Genomic DNA, 18,679 nt, shown 5'->3' on the forward strand with positions numbered 1-18,679 from the left:
GAGCCGTGGGTGTGGTCAAGACATTGAGTGTGTTGCTGTTGTTGGTGGGGGCATTTGCGTTGGCTGTCTGGCGCGGTTGGGTGCCGATGCCGCCTGAATGGAACCCCTGGGCGCCCTTGGATGTGCGAGCGAGCCCCAACCTGTTGACGCGCTACAAGCTCAGTCGTTTGCAGGATGATCCAGCGCTGTGTGACCAGGTGTTGAACACCTCTGGTCTGCGCGTGAGCCGCCAGGCTGATACACCGACTGATGCGGCGTGCCCCTTGCGCAGTGTCCTGCGCGTGCAGGGCGCTGACGTGGCCTTGAGCAGCAGCTTTCTTGCCAGTTGCCCGCTGGCGGTGGCGTTCGCCTTGTTCGAGCGACATAGCCTGCAACCGGCGGCCCAGGCCGTGTTTGGCCAAGCGGTGAGCCGCGTCGAGCATTTGGGCAGTTTTGCCTGCCGTAATATCTACAACCGTGCCGACGGTCGACTCAGCCAGCATGCGTCGGCCAATGCCCTGGATATCGCCGGTTTTCGCCTGGCGGATGGGCGCAGCATCAGCGTGCTCAAGGATTGGCCGGGCCAGGGCGACAGTGCGCGTTTCCTGCGCTTGGTACGCGATGGCGCCTGTGATGATTTCAACGTGGTGTTGAGCCCGGACTACAACGCCGCCCATCGCAACCATTTCCATCTGGACATGGGGCGTTGGTGGGTGTGTCGCTAAGGTTCAGGCGGCCAGGCGCAGGTTGTGGGTCACCAGCGGACGCGCCCAGTAGTAATCGAAATCCAGGGCCTTTTGCTGCGCCAGCAGTTCTTCTTCGGGGTACGGCGTGGCGGCCGGTGGCAGCAGGTCCAGCTCGAATTCGGCAATCGGCAGGTGCAGTGGGCGTGGTTGTGGCGCCGGGCCCGGCGCGGGTAGCGGTTGGCCGGCGTTCAGCACGATGGGGCGCACCCACTCGCTCTCAAACGCTTGCTGGCGTTGCTGGGCGACTATTTCTTCTTCCGGGAACGGCGTCGCGGCCGGTGGCAGCAGCTCGGTTTCGAACTCGGCAATTGGCAGGAAGAGCGGTTCCGGCGGGGCGATCTCGGTGTCTTTCACATCGCACTCACGCTGGGTGAGGATCTGCGCCAGCAGGTCGGCGCCTTCGCGGGGTTCAACCGCCGGGTCTGCCGGGGCAGGCGTCTTGGCGGCGAGCGCGTCCGACGTTTCACCGAGCTGCTCGGCCAACGCACGGGCGAAGAAGTCCTGCCACACATGACTCACCCCGGCCAGCGCTTGGGTATTGCGCAGGCCGTAATGGTTGTGGGTCGGCAGTACACCGATGGAAAGGGGAAGAATGTCTGACATTTTTCTCGGTCGACGCTCAGCTCTGGCAAAATACCTGACTGTGATTTTTATCGGCCGTTGTTTGCCGATCCTTAATATTTTTGAGCGTGGCGATTGATGAACGAACAACCAGCGGCCAGCCGCATCCAGGTCCAAGCCTTGGCTGACAGCTTCCAGGCCCGCGCTGAACAGTGGGCTTCGCTGCTGGGGTTGCCTCTGCAGGTGGCCGATGCGGATTTTTCCCTGCAAGTGGGGGAGCACGGCTTGCAGTTGCAACAGCTTGGGCCTGATGCGCCAGGGCCGGTGCGGGTCGACTTTGTCGAAGGCGGCGCGGCGCATCGGCGGTTGTATGGTGGCGGCAGCGGGCAGATGATCGCCAAGGCGGTGGGCATCGCCCAGGGCGTGCGCCCGCGGGTGCTGGATGCCACGGCTGGCTTGGGCAAGGACGCGTTCGTGCTGGCCAGCCTCGGGTGTGAGATGAGCCTGATCGAGCGCCAGCCGCTGATCGGCGCCTTGCTCGAAGATGGTCTGGCCCGCGCTGCCGAGGATTTTGACGTGGCGCCGATTGTGGCGCGCATGAAGCTGCTCAAGGGTAACTCCATCGACGTGATGCTCAACTGGCAGGGCGAGCCGCCTCAGGTGATCTACCTGGACCCGATGTTTCCGCACCGTGAGAAAACCGCCCTGGTGAAGAAGGAAATGCGCCTGTTCCGCCCATTGGTGGGCGATGACCCGGATGCCCCGGCGTTGCTCGCGGCGGCTCTGGCCCTGGCCAGCCATCGTGTGGTGGTCAAGCGTCCGCGCAAGGCACCCTGCATTGAGGGGCCGAAGCCGAGCCATGCGCTGGATGGCAAGTCCAGCCGCTACGACATTTATCCCAAGAAAGCGCTCAAGCCGTAAGCTGCAAACAGCAGCACTTATCTCCCAGGTGCGGCGAGATCCAACTGTGGGAGCTGGCTTGCCTGCGAAGACGGCCTGACAGCCGATGCCTATCTCTCTGGCGCGCCGCAATCCAAATGTGGGAGCTGGCTTGCCTGCGATGACGGCCTGAAAGCCGACACCTGTCTACCTGACGCCCCGCTATCCAAACTGTGGGAGCGGGCTTGCTCGCGAAGGCTGCCTGGCAGTCAACACAGTTGGATTGTGTACATATCCATTCCTGCGGTAACGGCCACCTAGGGTTCCGCTCTGACAGCGGCTCACTTTTGAAAAGCGCAAAAGTAAGCAAAACGCTCTTGCCCCACCACTCGGCACCTCGCCTGGGCTCGGTGTGCCCGTAATCCGCCAGTGAGTTGGGGGGCCGCCGCCACGCGCCATCCATGGCGCGGGGCGGCTAAACCGGCATCCCTGCCGGTTTACCCCCCAAATCCCTGTCGAATTCCGGCCAGCGTGGTTTGACGGGGCGCTTAAGATCAAAATCAAAAGCAGATCAAGAGCAGATCAAGAGCGACTCGCTTCGCATCGTGGTTACCGTCGGTTGCTACCGCCTATGCGGTGCTGTCGAGCCCCGTGCTGCGATAGGCCCGCATAAACAACTGCACCACGTCCTGCACATGCTCTTCGGCCTCTTGCGCGCTCAATTGTCCGCCGCAGCCATACAACAAGCGAAAGTTCGCCGTGCCCTTGAGCAGGCAAAAGAAGTGTTCCGCGGCTTTGAACGGTGTGTCGATGCTCAAGGCACCGCTCTGGTGAATCTTGCCGAGCAAGCGCTCCATGCCTTGCAGCATGCGCATGGGGCCGGCGTTGAAGAAGATCTGGGAGAGTTTCACGTCCTGATTGCCGGTGGTCATCATCAGGCGATGCAGGTTTACCGACTCCTCGCTGTTGATCAGCCGATGAAAGCCGCGTGCGATGTTGAGCAACACCGTCTCGACGGGCATGCCTTCGGGAAGCTCGAAGTACATCACCGGCAATTGCTCTTCACATTTGGCCACTACCGCCGCGGTGAACAGCGTCTCCTTGTCGGTGAAGTGGCTGTAGACCGTGAGTTTCGATACGCCGGCCGCCAGGGCGACGGCGTCCATGCTGGTGTTTGCATAGCCCTTGTCCAGGAACAGCGATTTTGCCGATTCGAGGATTGCCTGGCGTTTTGCCATGTCCTTGGGGCGCCCTGGGCTTGCGGTGTTCAGAGGATTGTCGGACATTTTCACCTTTAATACTGGACTGGTGAGTTTGGTATTAATAACATACCGGCCAGTATAATTATTCCAAGCTCTATTTGCGAAAGGTCCTTCAGCATGCGCAGCGCTTTCCTGCCCCTTGCTTTGCCTGTCAGCCTGATCTTCCTGTTGGCCGCTTGCGGCCATGAAGAAGCGGCCCAGACCACCGTGCGCCCGGCCATGGTGGTGCAACCGCAGCCGTCGGCGCAGGCAATGGACAGCTACCCCGGTGAGGTGCGTGCCCGTTATGAGCCGGACCTGGCCTTTCGCATCGGCGGCAAAGTCAGCAAGCGCCTGGTGGAGGAGGGCGAACGGGTCAAGGCCAACCAGCCGCTGGCCGAACTCGACCCCCAGGACGTGCGCCTGCAACTGGAGGCCACCCGCGCCCAAGTAGCCGCCGCAGAGGCCAATCTGAGCTTGGTACGTGCGGAGCGAGATCGCTACAAGACCTTGATGGACCGTCAGATGGTCAGTCGGTCGCAGTACGACAATTCCGAAAACCTCTACCGAGCCGGTGAAGCACGCCTGAAGCAGATCAAGGCCGAGTTCGATGTGTCCAGCAATCAGGCCGGCTACGCCGTGCTGCGTGCGCCTCAGGATGGGGTAGTCGCCAAGCGTGCCGTCGAGGTGGGGCAAGTGGTTTCCGCTGGCCAGACGGTGTTCACCCTGGCCACCGATGGCGAGCGTGAAGTCTTGATCAGCCTGCCCGAGCAGGGCTTTGGCCGCTTCAAGATCGGCCAGCCGGTGTCGGTGGAGTTGTGGAGCCAGCCAGAGCAACGCTTCGCCGGGCGCATTCGTGAACTGTCGCCTGCCGCCGACCCCAAGTCTCGCACCTTCGCCGCGCGCGTAGCCTTCACCGGCGGCAAAGTGCCCGCCGAACTGGGCCAAAGCGCACGGGTTTTCATCCAGGTCGACGGTGTCATTCCCCTATCGGTACCGCTGTCTGCCCTGAGTGCCGAGAACGGTGCGTCCTACGTTTGGCGTGTAAAACCGGACAACACCCTTGAACGCACCCCTGTACGCATTGGTGCGTTTGGCGAAAACACCGTGCCGGTACTCGAAGGCTTGGCCGCCACCGATTGGGTGGTGGCCGCAGGCGTGCATGTGCTCCATGAGGGCCAGTCAGTGCGCCCGGTGGATCGCTCCAACCGTGTAGTGAATCTGGCGACCAAGGAGTAGTCCCCATGGGTTTCAATCTTTCCGAATGGGCGTTGCGTAATCGCCAGATTGTACTGTTCCTGATGATCCTGCTGGCCGTGGTTGGCACCTTGTCCTACACCAAGTTGGGACAAAGCGAAGACCCGCCCTTTACCTTCAAGGCCATGGTGATCAAGACCAACTGGCCTGGAGCCACGGCCCAGGAGGTCTCGCGCCAGGTCACTGAGCGAATCGAGAAAAAACTCATGGAGACCGGTGAGTATGAACGCATCGTGTCGTTCTCCCGTCCTGGTGAATCCCAGGTCACCTTTATTGCCCGTGATTCGATGCGTTCGGCGCAGATTCCTGAGTTGTGGTACCAAGTGCGCAAGAAAATCAGCGACATCCGCCACACCTTGCCGCCGGATATCCAGGGGCCGTTTTTCAACGACGAGTTCGGCACCACCTTCGGCAATATCTACGCCCTGACCGGCGACGGCTTTGACTATGCGGTGCTCAAGGACTACGCCGACCGCATCCAGATCCAGCTGCAACGCGTCCCGGATGTGGGCAAGGTCGAGCTGCTCGGCCTGCAGGACGAGAAGATCTGGATCGAGCTGTCCAACCTCAAGCTCGCCACCCTCGGCTTGCCTCTGGCTGCGGTACAACAGGCGTTGCAGGAGCAAAATGCGGTGTCCACCGCCGGCTTCTTTGAAACCCCCACCGAGCGCGTGCAACTGCGCGTTTCGGGCAACTTCAAGACAGTAGAGGAGATCCGCAACTTTCCGATACGCGTGGGGGATCGCACCTTCCGCATCGGTGACGTGGCTGACATCCATCGAGGCTTCAACGACCCACCGGCACCGCGCATGCGCTACATGGGCGCAGATGCCATCGGCCTGGCCGTGGCCATGCGCGACGGTGGCGACATCCTCGTACTGGGCAAGGCCCTTGAAGCGCAATTCGCACGCCTGCAAAAGAACCTTCCGGCAGGGATGGAGCTGCGCAAGGTGTCGGACCAGCCGGCAGCTGTGAAGACCAGCGTCGGAGAATTCGTCCAGGTATTGGCTGAAGCGCTGGCGATTGTTTTGCTGGTGAGCTTTTTCTCCCTCGGCGTGCGCACCGGCATGGTCGTCGCCCTGGCGATTCCGCTGGTACTGGCGATGACCTTTGCCGCCATGTATTACCTGGGCATCGGCCTGCACAAGATTTCCCTGGGCGCCTTGGTCTTGGCCCTGGGCTTGCTGGTGGATGACGCGATCATCGCCGTGGAAATGATGGCGATCAAAATGGAACAGGGTTACGACCGCCTCAAAGCCGCGAGTTTCGCCTGGACCAGCACCGCATTCCCCATGCTCACCGGCACCCTGATCACGGCCGCAGGCTTCTTGCCGATTGCCACCGCGCAATCGAGCACTGGTGAATACACCCGTTCGATCTTCCAGGTGGTGACCATTGCACTGCTGGCCTCCTGGGTGGCGGCCGTGGTGTTTGTGCCCTACCTGGGGGAAAAACTCCTGCCCGACCTGGCGAAGATTCATGCGGCCAAACACGGCACCGACGGCCCGGACCCTTACGGCACACCCTTCTATCAGCGTGTAAGGCGTCTGGTGGAGTGGTGCGTGCAGCGGCGTAAAACCGTGATCGTGCTGACCCTGCTGCTGTTTATCGGCTCGGTTGCACTGTTTCGCTTCGTGCCGCAACAGTTCTTCCCGGCTTCCGGTCGCTTGGAGTTGATGGTCGACCTGAAACTGGCCGAAGGCGCTTCCCTGAGCAACACCGCCGAACAGGTCAAGCGCCTGGAGGCGTTGCTCAAGGAGCATGCCGGCATCAATAACTATGTCGCCTACGCGGGCACCGGTTCGCCACGGTTTTACCTGCCACTGGACCAGCAATTGCCCGCTGCCAGCTTCGCCCAGTTTGTGGTGCTGGCTAACACCATCGAGGAGCGAGAAAGCCTGCGCACCTGGCTGATCGAAACCCTCAACGAGCAATTCCCCGCCCTGCGTTCGCGGGTCACGCGCCTGGAGAACGGCCCGCCCGTAGGCTACCCCGTGCAGTTTCGTGTGACTGGCGAGCACATCGAAGAAGTCCGTTCGCTGGCGCGCAAAGTGGCGGCCAAGGTTCGCGAAAATACCCATGTGGTGAATGTGCATCTGGACTGGGAAGAACCGAGCAAAATCGTATACCTGAATATCGACCAAGACCGTGCCCGTGCACTGGGTGTGAGCACTGCCAACCTGTCGAAATTCCTGCAGAGTTCCCTGACCGGCGCCAGCGTCAGCCAGTATCGGGAGGACAACGAATTGATCGAGATCCTCCTGCGCGGCACGGTGCATGAGCGTAGCGAGCTGTCGCGCCTGCCAAGCCTGGCCGTGCCCACCGACAATGGTAAAAGCGTGGCGCTGTCGCAAATTGCCACCCTCGAATATGGATTCGAAGAAGGCATCATCTGGCGTCGCAACCGTCTGCCCACAGTGACCGTACGGGCCGACATCTATGGCAAGGAACAGCCGGCGACCCTCGTGCAGCAGATCTTGCCGACGCTCGCCGATGTGCGAGCCGAGCTGCCGGACGGCTATCTGTTGGAGGTGGGCGGTACGGTTGAAGACTCTGCGCGGGGGCAAAACTCGGTGAAGGCCGGCGTGCCGCTGTTTATCGTGGTGGTGCTGACCTTGCTGATGCTGCAACTGCGCAGCTTTTCGCGCACGGCCATGGTCTTTCTCACCGCACCGTTGGGGCTGATCGGCGTGACCCTGTTCCTGTTGGTGTTCCGCCAACCCTTCGGTTTCGTCGCCATGCTCGGCACCATCGCGCTGTCGGGCATGATCATGCGTAATTCGGTGATTCTGGTGGACCAGATAGAACAAGACATCAAGGCCGGCCTGGCACCCTGGCAGGCAATTATCGAAGCCACCGTCCGACGCTTTCGCCCGATTGTGCTGACGGCGCTGGCAGCGGTGCTGGCGATGATTCCGTTGTCGCGCAGTGTGTTCTTCGGGCCCATGGCTGTGGCGATCATGGGCGGGTTGATCGTGGCGACGGCGTTGACACTGTTGTTCTTGCCGGCGTTGTACGCGGCTTGGTTCAGGATCAGGAAGGACGTGGAGTAAATCTGTGACTGTTTTTGGGTGGGCCCAATGGGAACCTTTTTTTCAGGCTTGCCACAGATAGTTACCTGTTCGCAGGTACTTTATTCGGTGGTTTTTATCACGTGGATAACATTTCCAGAACGTTCATAGAGGCGAAATAGATATGCTCCTACAAGCAGTGGGAAACTTTTACTCGGTGATTGGTATGATACTGGGCGGCGGTCAGATGGGCGGCGCTTGCGCCAAACATTCACATAATGACTCCGTCAGTCGGCGTGAGCTTTCGGACGCGCTCAAATCGTTCAAATACGATCATCCCCAGCCCACCACTAATTTTACGATCAACAACAGCGTTTCCAACGCGAACAGCAATGCGAATACCAACGCTCAAATCGGCCGTTGAATGCGCTGAGTTCTGATATTCAGCCGTTGCAAACACTCTGCACCCGCAGAGTGTTTGCCGCGTTACGTCCCAGTACAAGTCGCTGGCGAAAGCTTAAAGTGCCCCAAACACCTTCTTGGCCAAGCTGGTGGCTGCCGCCGCCGGGTTCTTGCGAATGGTTTCTTCCTGCTGCGCAATCATCTTGAACAAACCATCCAGCGCCTGCTCGGTCACGTAGTTTTCGACGTTGGCGCTCTTGGCATCCACGGCGCCAAAGGCTGCGGCCTTGCCGGCCAGAGCGTTGTACTGCTGAGCCACGCCGACTTTGTCGGTGGCGGCCTTGACGATGGGCAGGAACTTGGCGCGAATTTCTTCACGGCTGCTTTTGTTCAGGTACTGGGTGGCGGAGTCCTGGCCTCCACTGAGAATGCCCTTGGCGTCGGTCACGCTCATGTTCTTCACGGCGTTGACCAGAATTGGCTGGGCCTGGGTCACGGCGGTTTCTGCGGCCTTGTTCATGCTGGTTTCCAGTTGCGTGACCTGGTCACCCATACCAAACATTTTAAGCTTGTCGGCGACTTTGCCGAGTTTGCCCGGCAGGCCGATCTTCACGTCCGGGTTGTTGCTGAAACCACCGGGCGTCCCGAGTTGTTTCACAGCAATCTGTGCACCTTGGGTCAAGGCATCCTTGAGGCCGCCGCTGGCGTCACCCTGGGACAGGCTGCCCAGATCCAGGGCCATGGCGTTGGCGCCGAACAGCAAGCCAGCACACAGGGCGGTGAGGCGAAGAGATTTGCGGAGCATGGGCGCTTCCTTATGAAGTGGGAATGATCAATGTGCGGCCGCATCTACCCGCAGGCGCAGCGGTTGTGGGTCCTGGCCGTTGAGTTGCACGGTGTGCCGCTCGGTGGTGATAAACAGTAGCTTGCCGTCCAGCTCGATGCGAGCGCTGACCGAATAGGTGTGGCCCGGTTTGACCTGAGCCGGGTCATAGCTCAGGTGAAACGGCAGCGGCACCTGGCCTTTGACCGGGCCTTTCTGTTCGGCGAGGGTCACGGCCGGGGCGTCCATCAGGGACACGTCCTGCAGGCTGACACTCAAGGTGGCGGCCGGCGGCAGGGCGATGCGTTGCAGGTAGAACACTTCGCCGTCCAGACTGGCCTTCGGGGTTGGGGTCATCGAGTGGCAGGCTCCGAGCAGGGCGGTCAGGCCCAGAAGGATGAGTTTTTTCACGGTGCAACTCCTTTTCAACGGCGCCGGAATCCGCCCGACGCCTCGTTCAATTTAGCGGTTTTCTTCAGGAGGGGCGGCAACCGGTTCAGGCGCGGTCTCGGTTGCGCCGTCCACGCGGTGCAAGGCCACCTGGCGGATCGACAGGCGAATATCCGCCGGCAACACGCGTTTGGCCGCACCTTCTGCCAGTTCGCCGAGCAGGTCGTGATAGCCCAGCTTGCCGGCTTCATCGCGGCGCAGCACATCTTGCTCCAGCAACGTCTGGATGAAATGTCGGAAAAGGCTCTTGTCGAAGAATTCCGGAGCGTTGAGGCCGTGCAGGATTGACAGGCGCTGGGCCATGATCGTGCACAGGTCTTCCAGCTCTTCTGCGCTGATACTGTTCTGGCCGCTGTTGAGCAGCAACGAGATCGCCATGTAGAAGCGTTGCAGGGTCTGGGCGATGCTCTTGGACAGCAGCGTCAGCAGCACAAAGTGCCGCGAACTCGGCGCCGGGCGCAGGTACACGGCGTTTTCGAAACGCAGCAGGCCTTGTTCGACAAACGCGTCCAGCCATTGATCGACCACCTTGTCCAAGTCGTCCAAGGACCAACGAATAAACAGTTCCGATTGCAGGTACGGGTAAAGCGCGTGGGTGTAGCGCAGGATCTGTTCGCGGCTCATCCGCGAGCTGCTCTGGAAGAAGCTCGCCAGCAACGCCGGCAGGGCGAAGATGTGCAGCACGTTGTTACGGTAGTAGGTCATCAGGACGGCATTCTGCTCATCCAGATAAACGATTTTGCCCAGGGCGTCACTCTGCTCGGACAACAGGTTCATGTCCTTGACGTGCTTGATCAGCGCCAGGCCATCGCCTTCCGGCAGGGTGGTGTGGGGCGAGTAGGGCACACGACGCAACAGCGCCAGGTACAGGTCCAGCTGGCGGGCCATGGCCTGTTCATCCAGGGCCAGGCGGGTGGTGGACAGCAGGGCCAGCGCCACCAGGTTCACCGGGTTCACCGCAGCGGCTTCGTTCAAATGACGCGCCACCTGTTCGCCGAGGCGATTGGTGGTTTCGTTGAGCCAGGCCGGTTTGTAGTTCGGCCCCAGTTCCTGGGCGCGCCAGTCCGGTTGCTCGGCGTCGAGGAACTCTGCCAGCTTGATCGGTTCGCCAAAGTTGACTGCCACTTGGCCGAAGCGCTGCTTGAGCGCGCCGACCACTTTGAAGATATCGAAGATCGACTCTTTCTTCTTGCTGGCGCCACGCAGTTCGCCCAGGTAAGTGCGGCCTTCGAGGACACGCTCATAGCCGATATACACCGGCACGAACACGATAGGCATGCGCGAGGAGCGCAAGAAGCTGCGCAGGGTGATCGCCAACATCCCGGTTTTCGGTTGTAGCATGCGCCCGGTGCGCGAGCGGCCGCCTTCGACGAAGTACTCCACCGGGAAGCCCTTGGTGAACAGGGTGTGCAGGTATTCGTTGAACACCGAGGTGTACAGCGGGTTGCCCTTGAAGGTGCGGCGCATGAAAAACGCACCGCCACGGCGCAGCAGGCTGCCGATCACCGGCATGTTGAGGTTGATGCCGGCGGCGATATGCGGTGGGGTCAGGCCGTTCTTGAACAGCAGGTAGGACAGCAGCAAGTAGTCGATATGGCTGCGGTGGCAAGGCACGTAGATCACCTCGTAGCCCTGGGCCACCTTTTGCACGCCTTCGATGTTATTGACCTTGATGCCGTCGTAGATCTTGTTCCAGAACCAGCTCAAGACCACTTCCAGGAAGCGGATCGCGGTGTAGGTGTAGTCCGAGGCAATTTCGTTGCCATAGCGCAGGGCCAGGGCCTTGGCTTTTTCCGGCGAGATTTTTTCGCGTTCGGCCTCATCAGAAATGGCTTGGCGCACTAGCGGCATATTGACCAGGCCCTTCACCAGATTACGGCGGTGGGACAGGTCGGGGCCGATCACCGCCGTCTTCAGGTTACGAAAGTGCACACGCAAGATGCGCTGGGCCATGCGCACGGTGCGTTCGTGGCCTTTATTGTGCTCGATCAATTCGCGCAGGTTGATAGGCGCGGAGAATTGCACACGGGTCTTGCGCCCCAGGATCAGGATGCTCAACAACCGGCGTAGACGCCCGGTGACCGCCCAGCTGTCGGCGAATAAAAGCTTCCAGGGGCTGGACTCGCTTTCGGGGGATTGGCCCCAGAACACGCTGACCGGAATGATTTGTGCATTCTCTTCGGCGTGTTCGGTGAGGGTATTGACCAGCCGCGTCAGGGTGGGTGGTGCGCCACGCTTGTCCTGGCGCCCAAGCCAATCCGGATCCGGCGTGAGGTAGAAGAACGCCGCAGGCTCCATCAACGGCCCCACTGACACTGGCAGCACCGGGCGTGGCAGGCCGGCCTTGGTGCACTCGGCGTCGACCACTGCCAACTCGGTGAGGGAGGGTGATTGCAGGACGTAGAAAACCGGCCGGCTGCGGTCCAGGTTAAGGGTGAGGGACGACTGGTTGATCGTCTCTGAGCGAACCCAGAGGTACAACAGTCGGCGCAAGGTGCCAAACACCAGACGGCGGAACGGGGAGCGGGTCATAGGCGAACTGCTTCAAGTGGAAAAAACCGAGCAGGCGCTCGGGCGGGTAGTGTGCCGTATTCGCCGAAAATCGGCAAAAAAGCAGCGATGTAAAGTTGAGTTGATGGTTTTTGAGCCTGTCTTATACTCGGCAGTTCAATGCGAGCGACTCAACAATAAAAAAACCAGTGGGAGTGAACAGATGACAACGCGTGAAACCGGCAATGTGAAGTGGTTCAACGATGCAAAGGGCTACGGCTTTATCCAGCGTGAAGATGGCAAGGATGTGTTTGTGCACTACCGCGCCATTCGCGGTGAAGGCCACCGCTCGTTGGCCGAAGGCCAGCAGGTGGAATACGCCGTGGTGACCGGCGAGAAGGGCTTGCAGGCGGAGGATGTGGTCGGCCTGTAACAACTTGGTCTTGATAACCCAATCAACTGTGGGAGCTGGCTTGCCTGCGATAGCATCACTGTGGTCTGACTGACTAGACCAAGGTGTCTGCATCGCAGGCAAGCCAGCTCCCACATTGATTGGGTTGGCAATGGGCTGTCAGGCGGTTTTCCAAGTGATCTGTTCTTCACCGTCTACGCTGATGCGAATCCAGGTGTCGGCACTTTCCTCACCCTCTTCTTCTACCCAGGTGCCCGGCGCGCAGCGCACTTCGACGTTCAGCGCGGCAAACGCGGCGCGGGCGCAGGCGATGTCGTCGTCCCACGGGGTCTGGTCGCTTTCCAGGTACAGGCTGTTCCATTTGCCCACCGCCTTGGGCAGCCAGGTCACCGGCACGCTGCCGGCCTTGCACTTGTAGGTCTGGCCTTTCTGGACCCAGTCGGTGCACGGGCCCAGGGCGGCACCCAGCCAGGCGGCGATGGCCTTGTGATCGACGTCGGCGTCCTTCAGGTAAATCTCAATATCGGGTTGGCGCATGGATGTTCCTCGTTGCGGGATTCGAAAATCCATTCGCGGGTGGGTGAACGTCAGTCATTGAAGCACGAAATAATCGTAACGCATCGACACCGTGACCTGCAGCGGCTCGGCCGCCTCGATCACCTCGTGGCGTCGCTCGGCACTGGCTCGCCAGCCGTGGGGCGTCATCGCCAGCAGGTTGGCGCGGTCCTGGGCTTCGGCCAGGCTCAGGGTGAATTCCAGTGTTTCACTGTGTGCCAGGTGCATGCCATCCGGCACCAGGGCCAGATGTTTGTCGTCGGTATACTCGCGTACCTCGTCGTAAAGACGCTCGCGCAGTTCCATCAAGTGGCCGCTGGTCGGGCCGACCTTCATCAAACCGCCGCCGGGACTGAGCAGGCGCTTGGCCTCTTGCCAGTCCAACGGGCTGAACACGCTGGCGAGGAACTGGCAGCTGGCATCGGCCAATGGCACGCGGGCCATGCTGGCGATCAACCAGGTCAGCGCCGGGTTGCGTTTGCACGCGCGCTTGACCGCTTCCTTGGAGATATCCAGGGCATAGCCATCGGCGTGGGGTAGGGCCTGGGCAATTTGCGCGGTGTAGTAACCCTCGCCACACCCAATGTCGACCCAGCGCTGCGGTGCACGCTCGGCGGCCAGTTCGGCCAGGCGCTTGGCCACCGGGGCGTAGTGCCCGGCGTTGAGAAAGTCGCGGCGCGCCTCGACCATGGCCAGGTTATCGCCTGGGTCGCGGCTGTTCTTGTGCTGCACCGGCAACAGGTTCAGGTAACCCTGGCGCGCGCGATCGAAACGGTGCCCGGCCGGGCACGCCACGCCACTGTCCACCGCATTGAGCGGTGCGCTGCAAATGGGGCAGGCAAGCATCAGGCGAGCAACTTGATCAGGGTCTGGTAGTAGATTTCGGTCAGCACATCGAGGTCGCTGGCCAGGATGCGTTCGTTGACCTGGTGGATCGTCGCGTTGACCGGGCCCAGCTCGACCACCTGGGTGCCCAGCGTGGCGATAAAGCGCCCATCGGAAGTACCGCCGCTGGTGGATGCCTTGGTCTCACGCCCGGTGATCGCCTTGATACTGGCAGACACAGCATCCAGCAGCGCACCCGGCTCGGTGAGGAACGGCAGGCCCGATAGCGCCCAGTCCACATGCCAGTCCAGGCCATGTTTATCCAGGATCGCCGCGACCCGCTGTTGCAGGCCCTCGACGGTGGACTCGGTAGAGAAGCGGAAGTTGAATACCGCCGTCAGGTCGCCGGGGATTACGTTGGTGGCGCCGGTACCCGAATTGAGGTTGGAAATCTGAAAACTGGTCGGCGGGAAGAAGGCGTTGCCGTCATCCCAATGCTCGGCAGCCAATTCAGCCAGGGCCGCCGCAGCCAGGTGGATCGGGTTCTTCGCCAGATGCGGGTAAGCCACATGGCCCTGTACACCGCGCACGGTCAAGGTGGCACCGAGGGAGCCACGACGGCCGTTCTTGACCACATCGCCCACCAGGGTCGTGCTCGACGGTTCGCCGACGATGCACCAGTCCAGGCGTTCCTTGCGCGCGGCCAGACGTTCGATCACCGCCTTGGTGCCATGGTGCGCCGGGCCTTCTTCGTCGCTGGTGATCAGGAAGGCGACCGAACCCTTGTGGTCCGGGTAGTCGGTGACGAAACGTTCCGCTGCCACCAGCATCGCCGCCAGGCTGCCTTTCATGTCAGCCGCGCCACGGCCACAGAGCATGCCGTTTTCATCGATCAACGCGTCGAACGGGTCGTTCTGCCAGGCCTGTACCGGACCGGTCGGCACCACGTCGGTGTGACCGGCAAAGCACAGCACCGGACCTTCATGCTTGCCATGGGTGGCCCAGAAATTGTCCACATCTTCGATGCGCATCGGTTCAAGCGCAAAACCGGCGTCGCCCAGGCGCTGCATCATCAGCTTCTGGCAATCGGCATCGATCGGCGTGACCGACGGGCGACGGATCAGGTCGATGGCCAGTTGAAGGGTCGGCGAAAGGTCGGCATGGGCCGTCATGGGGGGAACTCCGGAAAGCGTGTGATGGGGCGCAGGACGAATGTGGAAATACAGAGCCTGGAGCGACGCAACTCCAATGTGGGAGCTGGCTTGCCTGCGATAGCATCGCTGCGGTGTGCCTGTCAGACCGCGGCGTCTGTATCGCAGGCAAGCCAGCTCCCACATAGAATTGGGCCAGGCCAAGTCTCACAAAAGGGCCGTTATCTTATAGCAAAACGGCGGCCAAGGGCCGCCGTTTAGTGCATTGCGTCACTTTTTACGCCGCCGGTGCGGGCTCGGGCGCCGCCGAAGGTTTGGGCAGCGACGATAAGAACGCCATGATCAGCGCCGCCACATAGGGCAGCGACTGCACCAGCAACATCACCACCCAGAAGCGAATGTCGTTGCTCGGCAGGCCTTGCACCAGGTAGATCCCCAGCGCCGCGCCCCACAGCAGCAGCATGATGAACATTTCTTCGCGGGCTTCGGAAATGGCCACCCAGAAGCCGTGGTTATCGGCGTTTTTCGGCGTGCGAAAGAACGGAATGCTGGTGGTGAAGAAACCATACAGCACCGCCTTGGCGATGGTATGGGACAACGCCAAACCGGCCAGGGCCGCGCAGAACGCATCTTTCAAGTTCACGCCTACCGCACGACGGTAGAGGAAGATGATCTTGCCGACCTTGAACACGAACAACGCCAACGGCGGGATCGCGAAAATCAGCAATGGCGGGTCGACTCGAGTCGGCACGATGATCATCGCCGCAGACCACAACAGGGCGCCGACGGTAAAGAAGATGTTCATACCATCGGCCACCCACGGCAACCAGCCCGCGAGGAAGTGGTAGCGCTGACCGCGGGTCAGCTCGGTGTCCTTGCCACGTATCAGGCTGGCGGTGTGGCGCTTGATGATCTGGATCGCGCCATAGGCCCAGCGGAAACGCTGTTTCTTGAAGTCGATAAAGGTATCCGGCATCAAACCCTTGCCGTAGCTGTCGTGGTAGTACGCCGCCGACAAGCCTTTCTCGAACACACGCAGGCCCAGTTCGGCGTCTTCACAGATGCACCAGTCGGCCCAGCCCAGCTCTTCGAGCACCGAGCGGCGGGTCATGGTCATGGTGCCGTGCTGGATGATCGCGTCGCGGTCGTTACGGGTGACCATACCGATATGGAAGAAGCCCTTGTATTCGGCGTAGCAGAGCTTCTTGAAGGTGCTTTCGTTCTGGTCGCGGTAATCCTGGGGCGACTGCACCACGGCGATTTTCGGGTCGGCGAAGTGCGGCACCATGTGCTTGAGCCAGTTGGGCGATACGCAGTAGTCCGAGTCGATCACCGCGATCACTTCGGCATCCTTGGCGGTGTGCGGGATCAGGTAGTTCAGCGCGCCGCCCTTGAAACCGGCCAGGGGCGCGACGTGGAAGAACTTGAAGCGCGGGCCCAGGGTTTCGCAGTAATCGCGCACCGGCTCCCACACCGCCGGGTCCTTGGTGTTGTTGTCGATGATCAGGACTTCGTAGTCCGGATAGTCGAGGGCGGCCAGCGCGTCGAGGGTCTGTTTGACCATTTCCGGCGGCTCGTTGTAGCACGGCACATGGATCGACACTTTCGGGCGGTAGTCCGAATCGCCTTCCACGGGCAGGAATTCACGCCGACGCTTGTGGGTCCAGACTGCTTCCGCCAGCTCATGGGCTTCGGTCAGCAACACAATGAACACGCCCAGGGCGCCGAGTGCCAGCAACACACCGACCGTCACGCTGAACCAGGTGCTGTATTGCTGGCTGTAGTCGTAGCCGATCCAGACCAGCACCGACCCGCACAGGAACGCAATAAAGGTCAGGAAGGTGCGGCCACGCTGGCGCAGGGCCGAGCCATCGATCATCAACAGGGTCAGGGACAGCAGCGCAAGCACCACTGAACCGATGGCCAGTACCCGCCATTGCGGAATCGCCACCACCGGGCCGTCAAAATTGAATTTCTGCTGGCGCGCGGCGTTGAATACACCCCAATACGCACCCGCCGAACCTTCATCGCTGACCTTCCACGGCTGGTCGAAGGCCTCGATCACGAAGTAGTTGTAACCCTGGCGATTGAGCTTGTTGACCAGTGTACGCAGGTAAATCGCCTGGTCTGCCGGCGACGATTCATTGCCGCCGCGCATACGGCCGTTGCTCGGCCAGCCCACTTCCGACAGCAGCAGTGGCTTTTTCGGGAAGGCTTTCTTCAGGTCCTTGGCGCGGTCCAGGACGTACTGGCCGGCCTTGTCCATTGGGATGTATTCCCAGAACGGCAGGATGTGCGCGGCGATCAGGTCGACGTGCTTGGCCAGTTGCGGGTTCTTTTCCCAGATGTGCCATTGCTCGGAGGTGGTCACCGGGACTTTCACGGCGGCGCGCACGCGGTCGAGCAGCACGATCAGGGCTTCGGGGGTGATTTCTTCCCGGAACAACGCTTCGTTGCCCACCACTACGCGCACGACACTGCGCGAGGTGTTGGCGATCTCGATAGCGCGCTGGATCTCCCGCTCGTTACGCTCAAGGTCCGGGCTGATCCAGATCCCCAGGGTCACGCGCAGGCCGAACTCTTCGGCCAGCTTCGGAATATCGCCCAGGGGGCCGTCCACCGAGTAGGTACGGATGTTGTCCGTCAGCTTGCTCATGATCGCAAGGTCCTGACGCATCTGTTCGTCGGTAGGGTACTGGCCTTTCTGCGGGTACTGGCCTTGCTGGAACGGCGAGTAGGAAAAGCCGGAGATCTGATCGGGCCAGTTGGGAGCGGTGACCGGGCGGTTGATCAGCGCCCAGAAACCGGTGAACAGCGCGGCAATTGCCAGCACCACCACCAGGTTGAGTCCAAATTTACGCGATGCCATGGTTATGTCGGGTTCCAAAGGGTGCGGAACGAAAGAGGTGTCGGCCTGCGCCGAACGGCGCGCATCCTACACCGGCCCTTCCCTGAGCGTACAGCAGACAGAGAAAAGCCGGACGTTAGTCTGCGAAACTCCATCTAAGTTCTTCACTTGTAACTTGTAGCTTAAAACTTGCTGCTGCGTAGCCCTATAATGCGCGCCGGTTTTTGGGGTAATGATGATGAGTACAGAAGATCCGCGGTTTGCAGGCGTTGCCCGCTTGTACGGCCTTGAGGGCCTGGAACGCTTGAAAGCGGCCCATGTGGCGATTGTCGGCGTCGGCGGCGTGGGTTCCTGGGCGGCAGAAGCGATTGCCCGCTGTGGGGTGGGTGAGATTTCGCTGTTTGACCTGGACGATGTCTGCGTCAGCAACAGCAACCGCCAGTTGCATGCCCTGGACAGCACCGTGGGCAAGCCCAAGGTCGAAGTGATGGCTGAGCGCCTGCGCGGCATCAACCCCGATTGCACCGTGCACGCGGTGGCAGACTTCGTCACCCGCGATACCATGGCCGAGTACATCACGCCGACTATCGACTGTGTGATCGACTGCATCGACGCGGTCAACGCCAAGGCGGCGCTGATTGCCTGGTGCAAGCGCCGCAAGATCCAGATCATCACCACCGGCGGCGCCGGTGGGCAGATTGACCCCACGCTGATCCAGGTGTGTGACCTGAACCGCACCTTCAATGACCCGTTGGCCTCGAAAGTGCGCTCTACCTTGCGCCGCGATTATGGTTTTTCGCGCACCGTGACTCGTCATTACAGCGTGCCGTGCGTGTTTTCCACCGAGCAACTGCGCTATCCCAAGCCCGATGGCAGCATTTGCCTGCAGAAGAGTTTTGTCGGTGATGGCGTGAAGCTGGACTGCGCGGGCGGGTTTGGCGCGGTGATGATGGTCACGGCCACGTTCGGCATGGTGGCGGCCACCAAGGCGGTAGACAAGATCGTGGCGGGAGTGCGCAGGCCGTCGGAGCGCATCAAACCCAGCTAAA

The 18,679-nt window shown here is 61.0% G+C and carries 16 protein-coding genes; 7 read left to right on the plus strand and 9 right to left on the minus strand.

Going from position 1 to position 18,679, the window contains the following annotated elements; all coding sequences use genetic code 11:
• Window positions 1-5: 5 nt before the first annotated feature.
• The gene (locus tag AB4P90_RS07115; RefSeq protein WP_014717211.1) at window positions 6-704 is read left to right on the plus strand and encodes an extensin family protein; all 699 of its coding nucleotides are present in this window, start codon (window positions 6-8) and stop codon (window positions 702-704) included.
• Window positions 705-707: 3 nt separating this feature from the next.
• Here AB4P90_RS07115 and AB4P90_RS07120 read toward each other — a convergent pair whose 3' ends face one another.
• Window positions 708-1,328: a hypothetical protein gene (locus AB4P90_RS07120; RefSeq protein ID WP_014717212.1), complete on the minus strand. Its 621-nt coding sequence runs from the start codon at window positions 1,326-1,328 to the stop codon at window positions 708-710.
• A gap of 96 nt (window positions 1,329-1,424) precedes the next feature.
• Between AB4P90_RS07120 and AB4P90_RS07125 the strand changes: the two genes are divergently transcribed.
• A complete protein-coding gene (locus tag AB4P90_RS07125; RefSeq protein ID WP_014717213.1) occupies window positions 1,425-2,207 on the plus strand; it encodes a class I SAM-dependent methyltransferase in 783 nt (260 codons plus the stop codon).
• Window positions 2,208-2,794: 587 nt separating this feature from the next.
• Here the strand turns inward: AB4P90_RS07125 and AB4P90_RS07130 are convergent.
• Window positions 2,795-3,451 carry a TetR/AcrR family transcriptional regulator gene (locus AB4P90_RS07130; protein ID WP_014717214.1) on the minus strand — a complete coding sequence of 219 codons (657 nt, stop codon included), beginning with the start codon at window positions 3,449-3,451 and terminating at the stop codon, window positions 2,795-2,797.
• A gap of 93 nt (window positions 3,452-3,544) precedes the next feature.
• On the opposite strand from AB4P90_RS07130, the gene AB4P90_RS07135 reads away from it, so the two are divergent.
• The 3 genes from AB4P90_RS07135 to AB4P90_RS07145 all read left to right on the plus strand — a co-directional run bounded on the left by AB4P90_RS07135 (window position 3,545) and on the right by AB4P90_RS07145 (window position 8,098).
• On the plus strand, window positions 3,545-4,645 hold the full coding sequence (locus tag AB4P90_RS07135) for an efflux RND transporter periplasmic adaptor subunit (protein WP_236465952.1): 1,101 nt from the start codon (window positions 3,545-3,547) through the stop codon (window positions 4,643-4,645).
• A gap of 5 nt (window positions 4,646-4,650) precedes the next feature.
• The gene (locus tag AB4P90_RS07140; RefSeq protein WP_020300957.1) at window positions 4,651-7,716 is read left to right on the plus strand and encodes an efflux RND transporter permease subunit; all 3,066 of its coding nucleotides are present in this window, start codon (window positions 4,651-4,653) and stop codon (window positions 7,714-7,716) included.
• Between the two features lie 142 nt (window positions 7,717-7,858).
• Entirely contained in the window at window positions 7,859-8,098 is a 240-nt protein-coding gene (locus AB4P90_RS07145; protein ID WP_019817869.1) for a hypothetical protein, read from the plus strand.
• 93 nt (window positions 8,099-8,191) lie between these two features.
• Here AB4P90_RS07145 and AB4P90_RS07150 read toward each other — a convergent pair whose 3' ends face one another.
• Genes AB4P90_RS07150 through plsB form a run of 3 tightly spaced genes read right to left on the minus strand, consistent with a single transcriptional unit; the run spans window position 8,192 to window position 11,881 of the window.
• The gene (locus tag AB4P90_RS07150; protein WP_003189124.1) at window positions 8,192-8,881 is read right to left on the minus strand and encodes a DUF4197 domain-containing protein; all 690 of its coding nucleotides are present in this window, start codon (window positions 8,879-8,881) and stop codon (window positions 8,192-8,194) included.
• A gap of 27 nt (window positions 8,882-8,908) precedes the next feature.
• A complete protein-coding gene (locus AB4P90_RS07155; RefSeq protein WP_014717218.1) occupies window positions 8,909-9,310 on the minus strand; it encodes a YbaY family lipoprotein in 402 nt (133 codons plus the stop codon).
• Between the two features lie 51 nt (window positions 9,311-9,361).
• Window positions 9,362-11,881, minus strand: coding sequence for a glycerol-3-phosphate 1-O-acyltransferase PlsB (gene plsB / locus AB4P90_RS07160; RefSeq protein WP_395605767.1), 2,520 nt, complete (start codon window positions 11,879-11,881; stop codon window positions 9,362-9,364).
• Between the two features lie 181 nt (window positions 11,882-12,062).
• Here plsB and AB4P90_RS07165 point away from each other — a divergent pair, with 181 nt between their 5' ends.
• Window positions 12,063-12,272 (plus strand): cold-shock protein, encoded by a 210-nt coding sequence (locus AB4P90_RS07165; RefSeq protein WP_003189131.1) that lies wholly within the window; start codon window positions 12,063-12,065, stop codon window positions 12,270-12,272.
• A gap of 138 nt (window positions 12,273-12,410) precedes the next feature.
• On the opposite strand, the gene AB4P90_RS07170 is transcribed toward AB4P90_RS07165, so the two are convergent.
• From AB4P90_RS07170 to AB4P90_RS07185, 4 genes are all read right to left on the minus strand, one after another.
• Window positions 12,411-12,788: a hypothetical protein gene (locus tag AB4P90_RS07170; protein WP_014717220.1), complete on the minus strand. Its 378-nt coding sequence runs from the start codon at window positions 12,786-12,788 to the stop codon at window positions 12,411-12,413.
• Between the two features lie 54 nt (window positions 12,789-12,842).
• The gene (locus AB4P90_RS07175) at window positions 12,843-13,652 is read right to left on the minus strand and encodes a putative RNA methyltransferase (protein WP_014717221.1); all 810 of its coding nucleotides are present in this window, start codon (window positions 13,650-13,652) and stop codon (window positions 12,843-12,845) included.
• Window positions 13,652-14,803, minus strand: a complete 1,152-nt coding sequence (gene dapE, locus AB4P90_RS07180) for a succinyl-diaminopimelate desuccinylase (RefSeq protein WP_005785553.1) — start codon at window positions 14,801-14,803, stop codon at window positions 13,652-13,654. The genes AB4P90_RS07175 and dapE overlap by 1 nt, the downstream gene beginning before the upstream one ends.
• 256 nt (window positions 14,804-15,059) lie before the next feature.
• Window positions 15,060-17,651 (minus strand): glycosyltransferase, encoded by a 2,592-nt coding sequence (locus tag AB4P90_RS07185; RefSeq protein WP_014717222.1) that lies wholly within the window; start codon window positions 17,649-17,651, stop codon window positions 15,060-15,062.
• A 217-nt stretch (window positions 17,652-17,868) separates the two neighbouring features.
• Between AB4P90_RS07185 and tcdA the strand changes: the two genes are divergently transcribed.
• Complete coding sequence (tcdA, locus tag AB4P90_RS07190; RefSeq protein WP_019817865.1) at window positions 17,869-18,678, plus strand: tRNA cyclic N6-threonylcarbamoyladenosine(37) synthase TcdA; 810 nt, start codon at window positions 17,869-17,871, stop codon at window positions 18,676-18,678.
• Window position 18,679 lies beyond the last annotated feature (1 nt).

Origin of the sequence: Pseudomonas sp. B16120 (assembly GCF_044218845.1) — a bacterium.
Taxonomy (GTDB): Bacteria; Pseudomonadota; Gammaproteobacteria; order Pseudomonadales; family Pseudomonadaceae; genus Aquipseudomonas; species Aquipseudomonas paracarnis.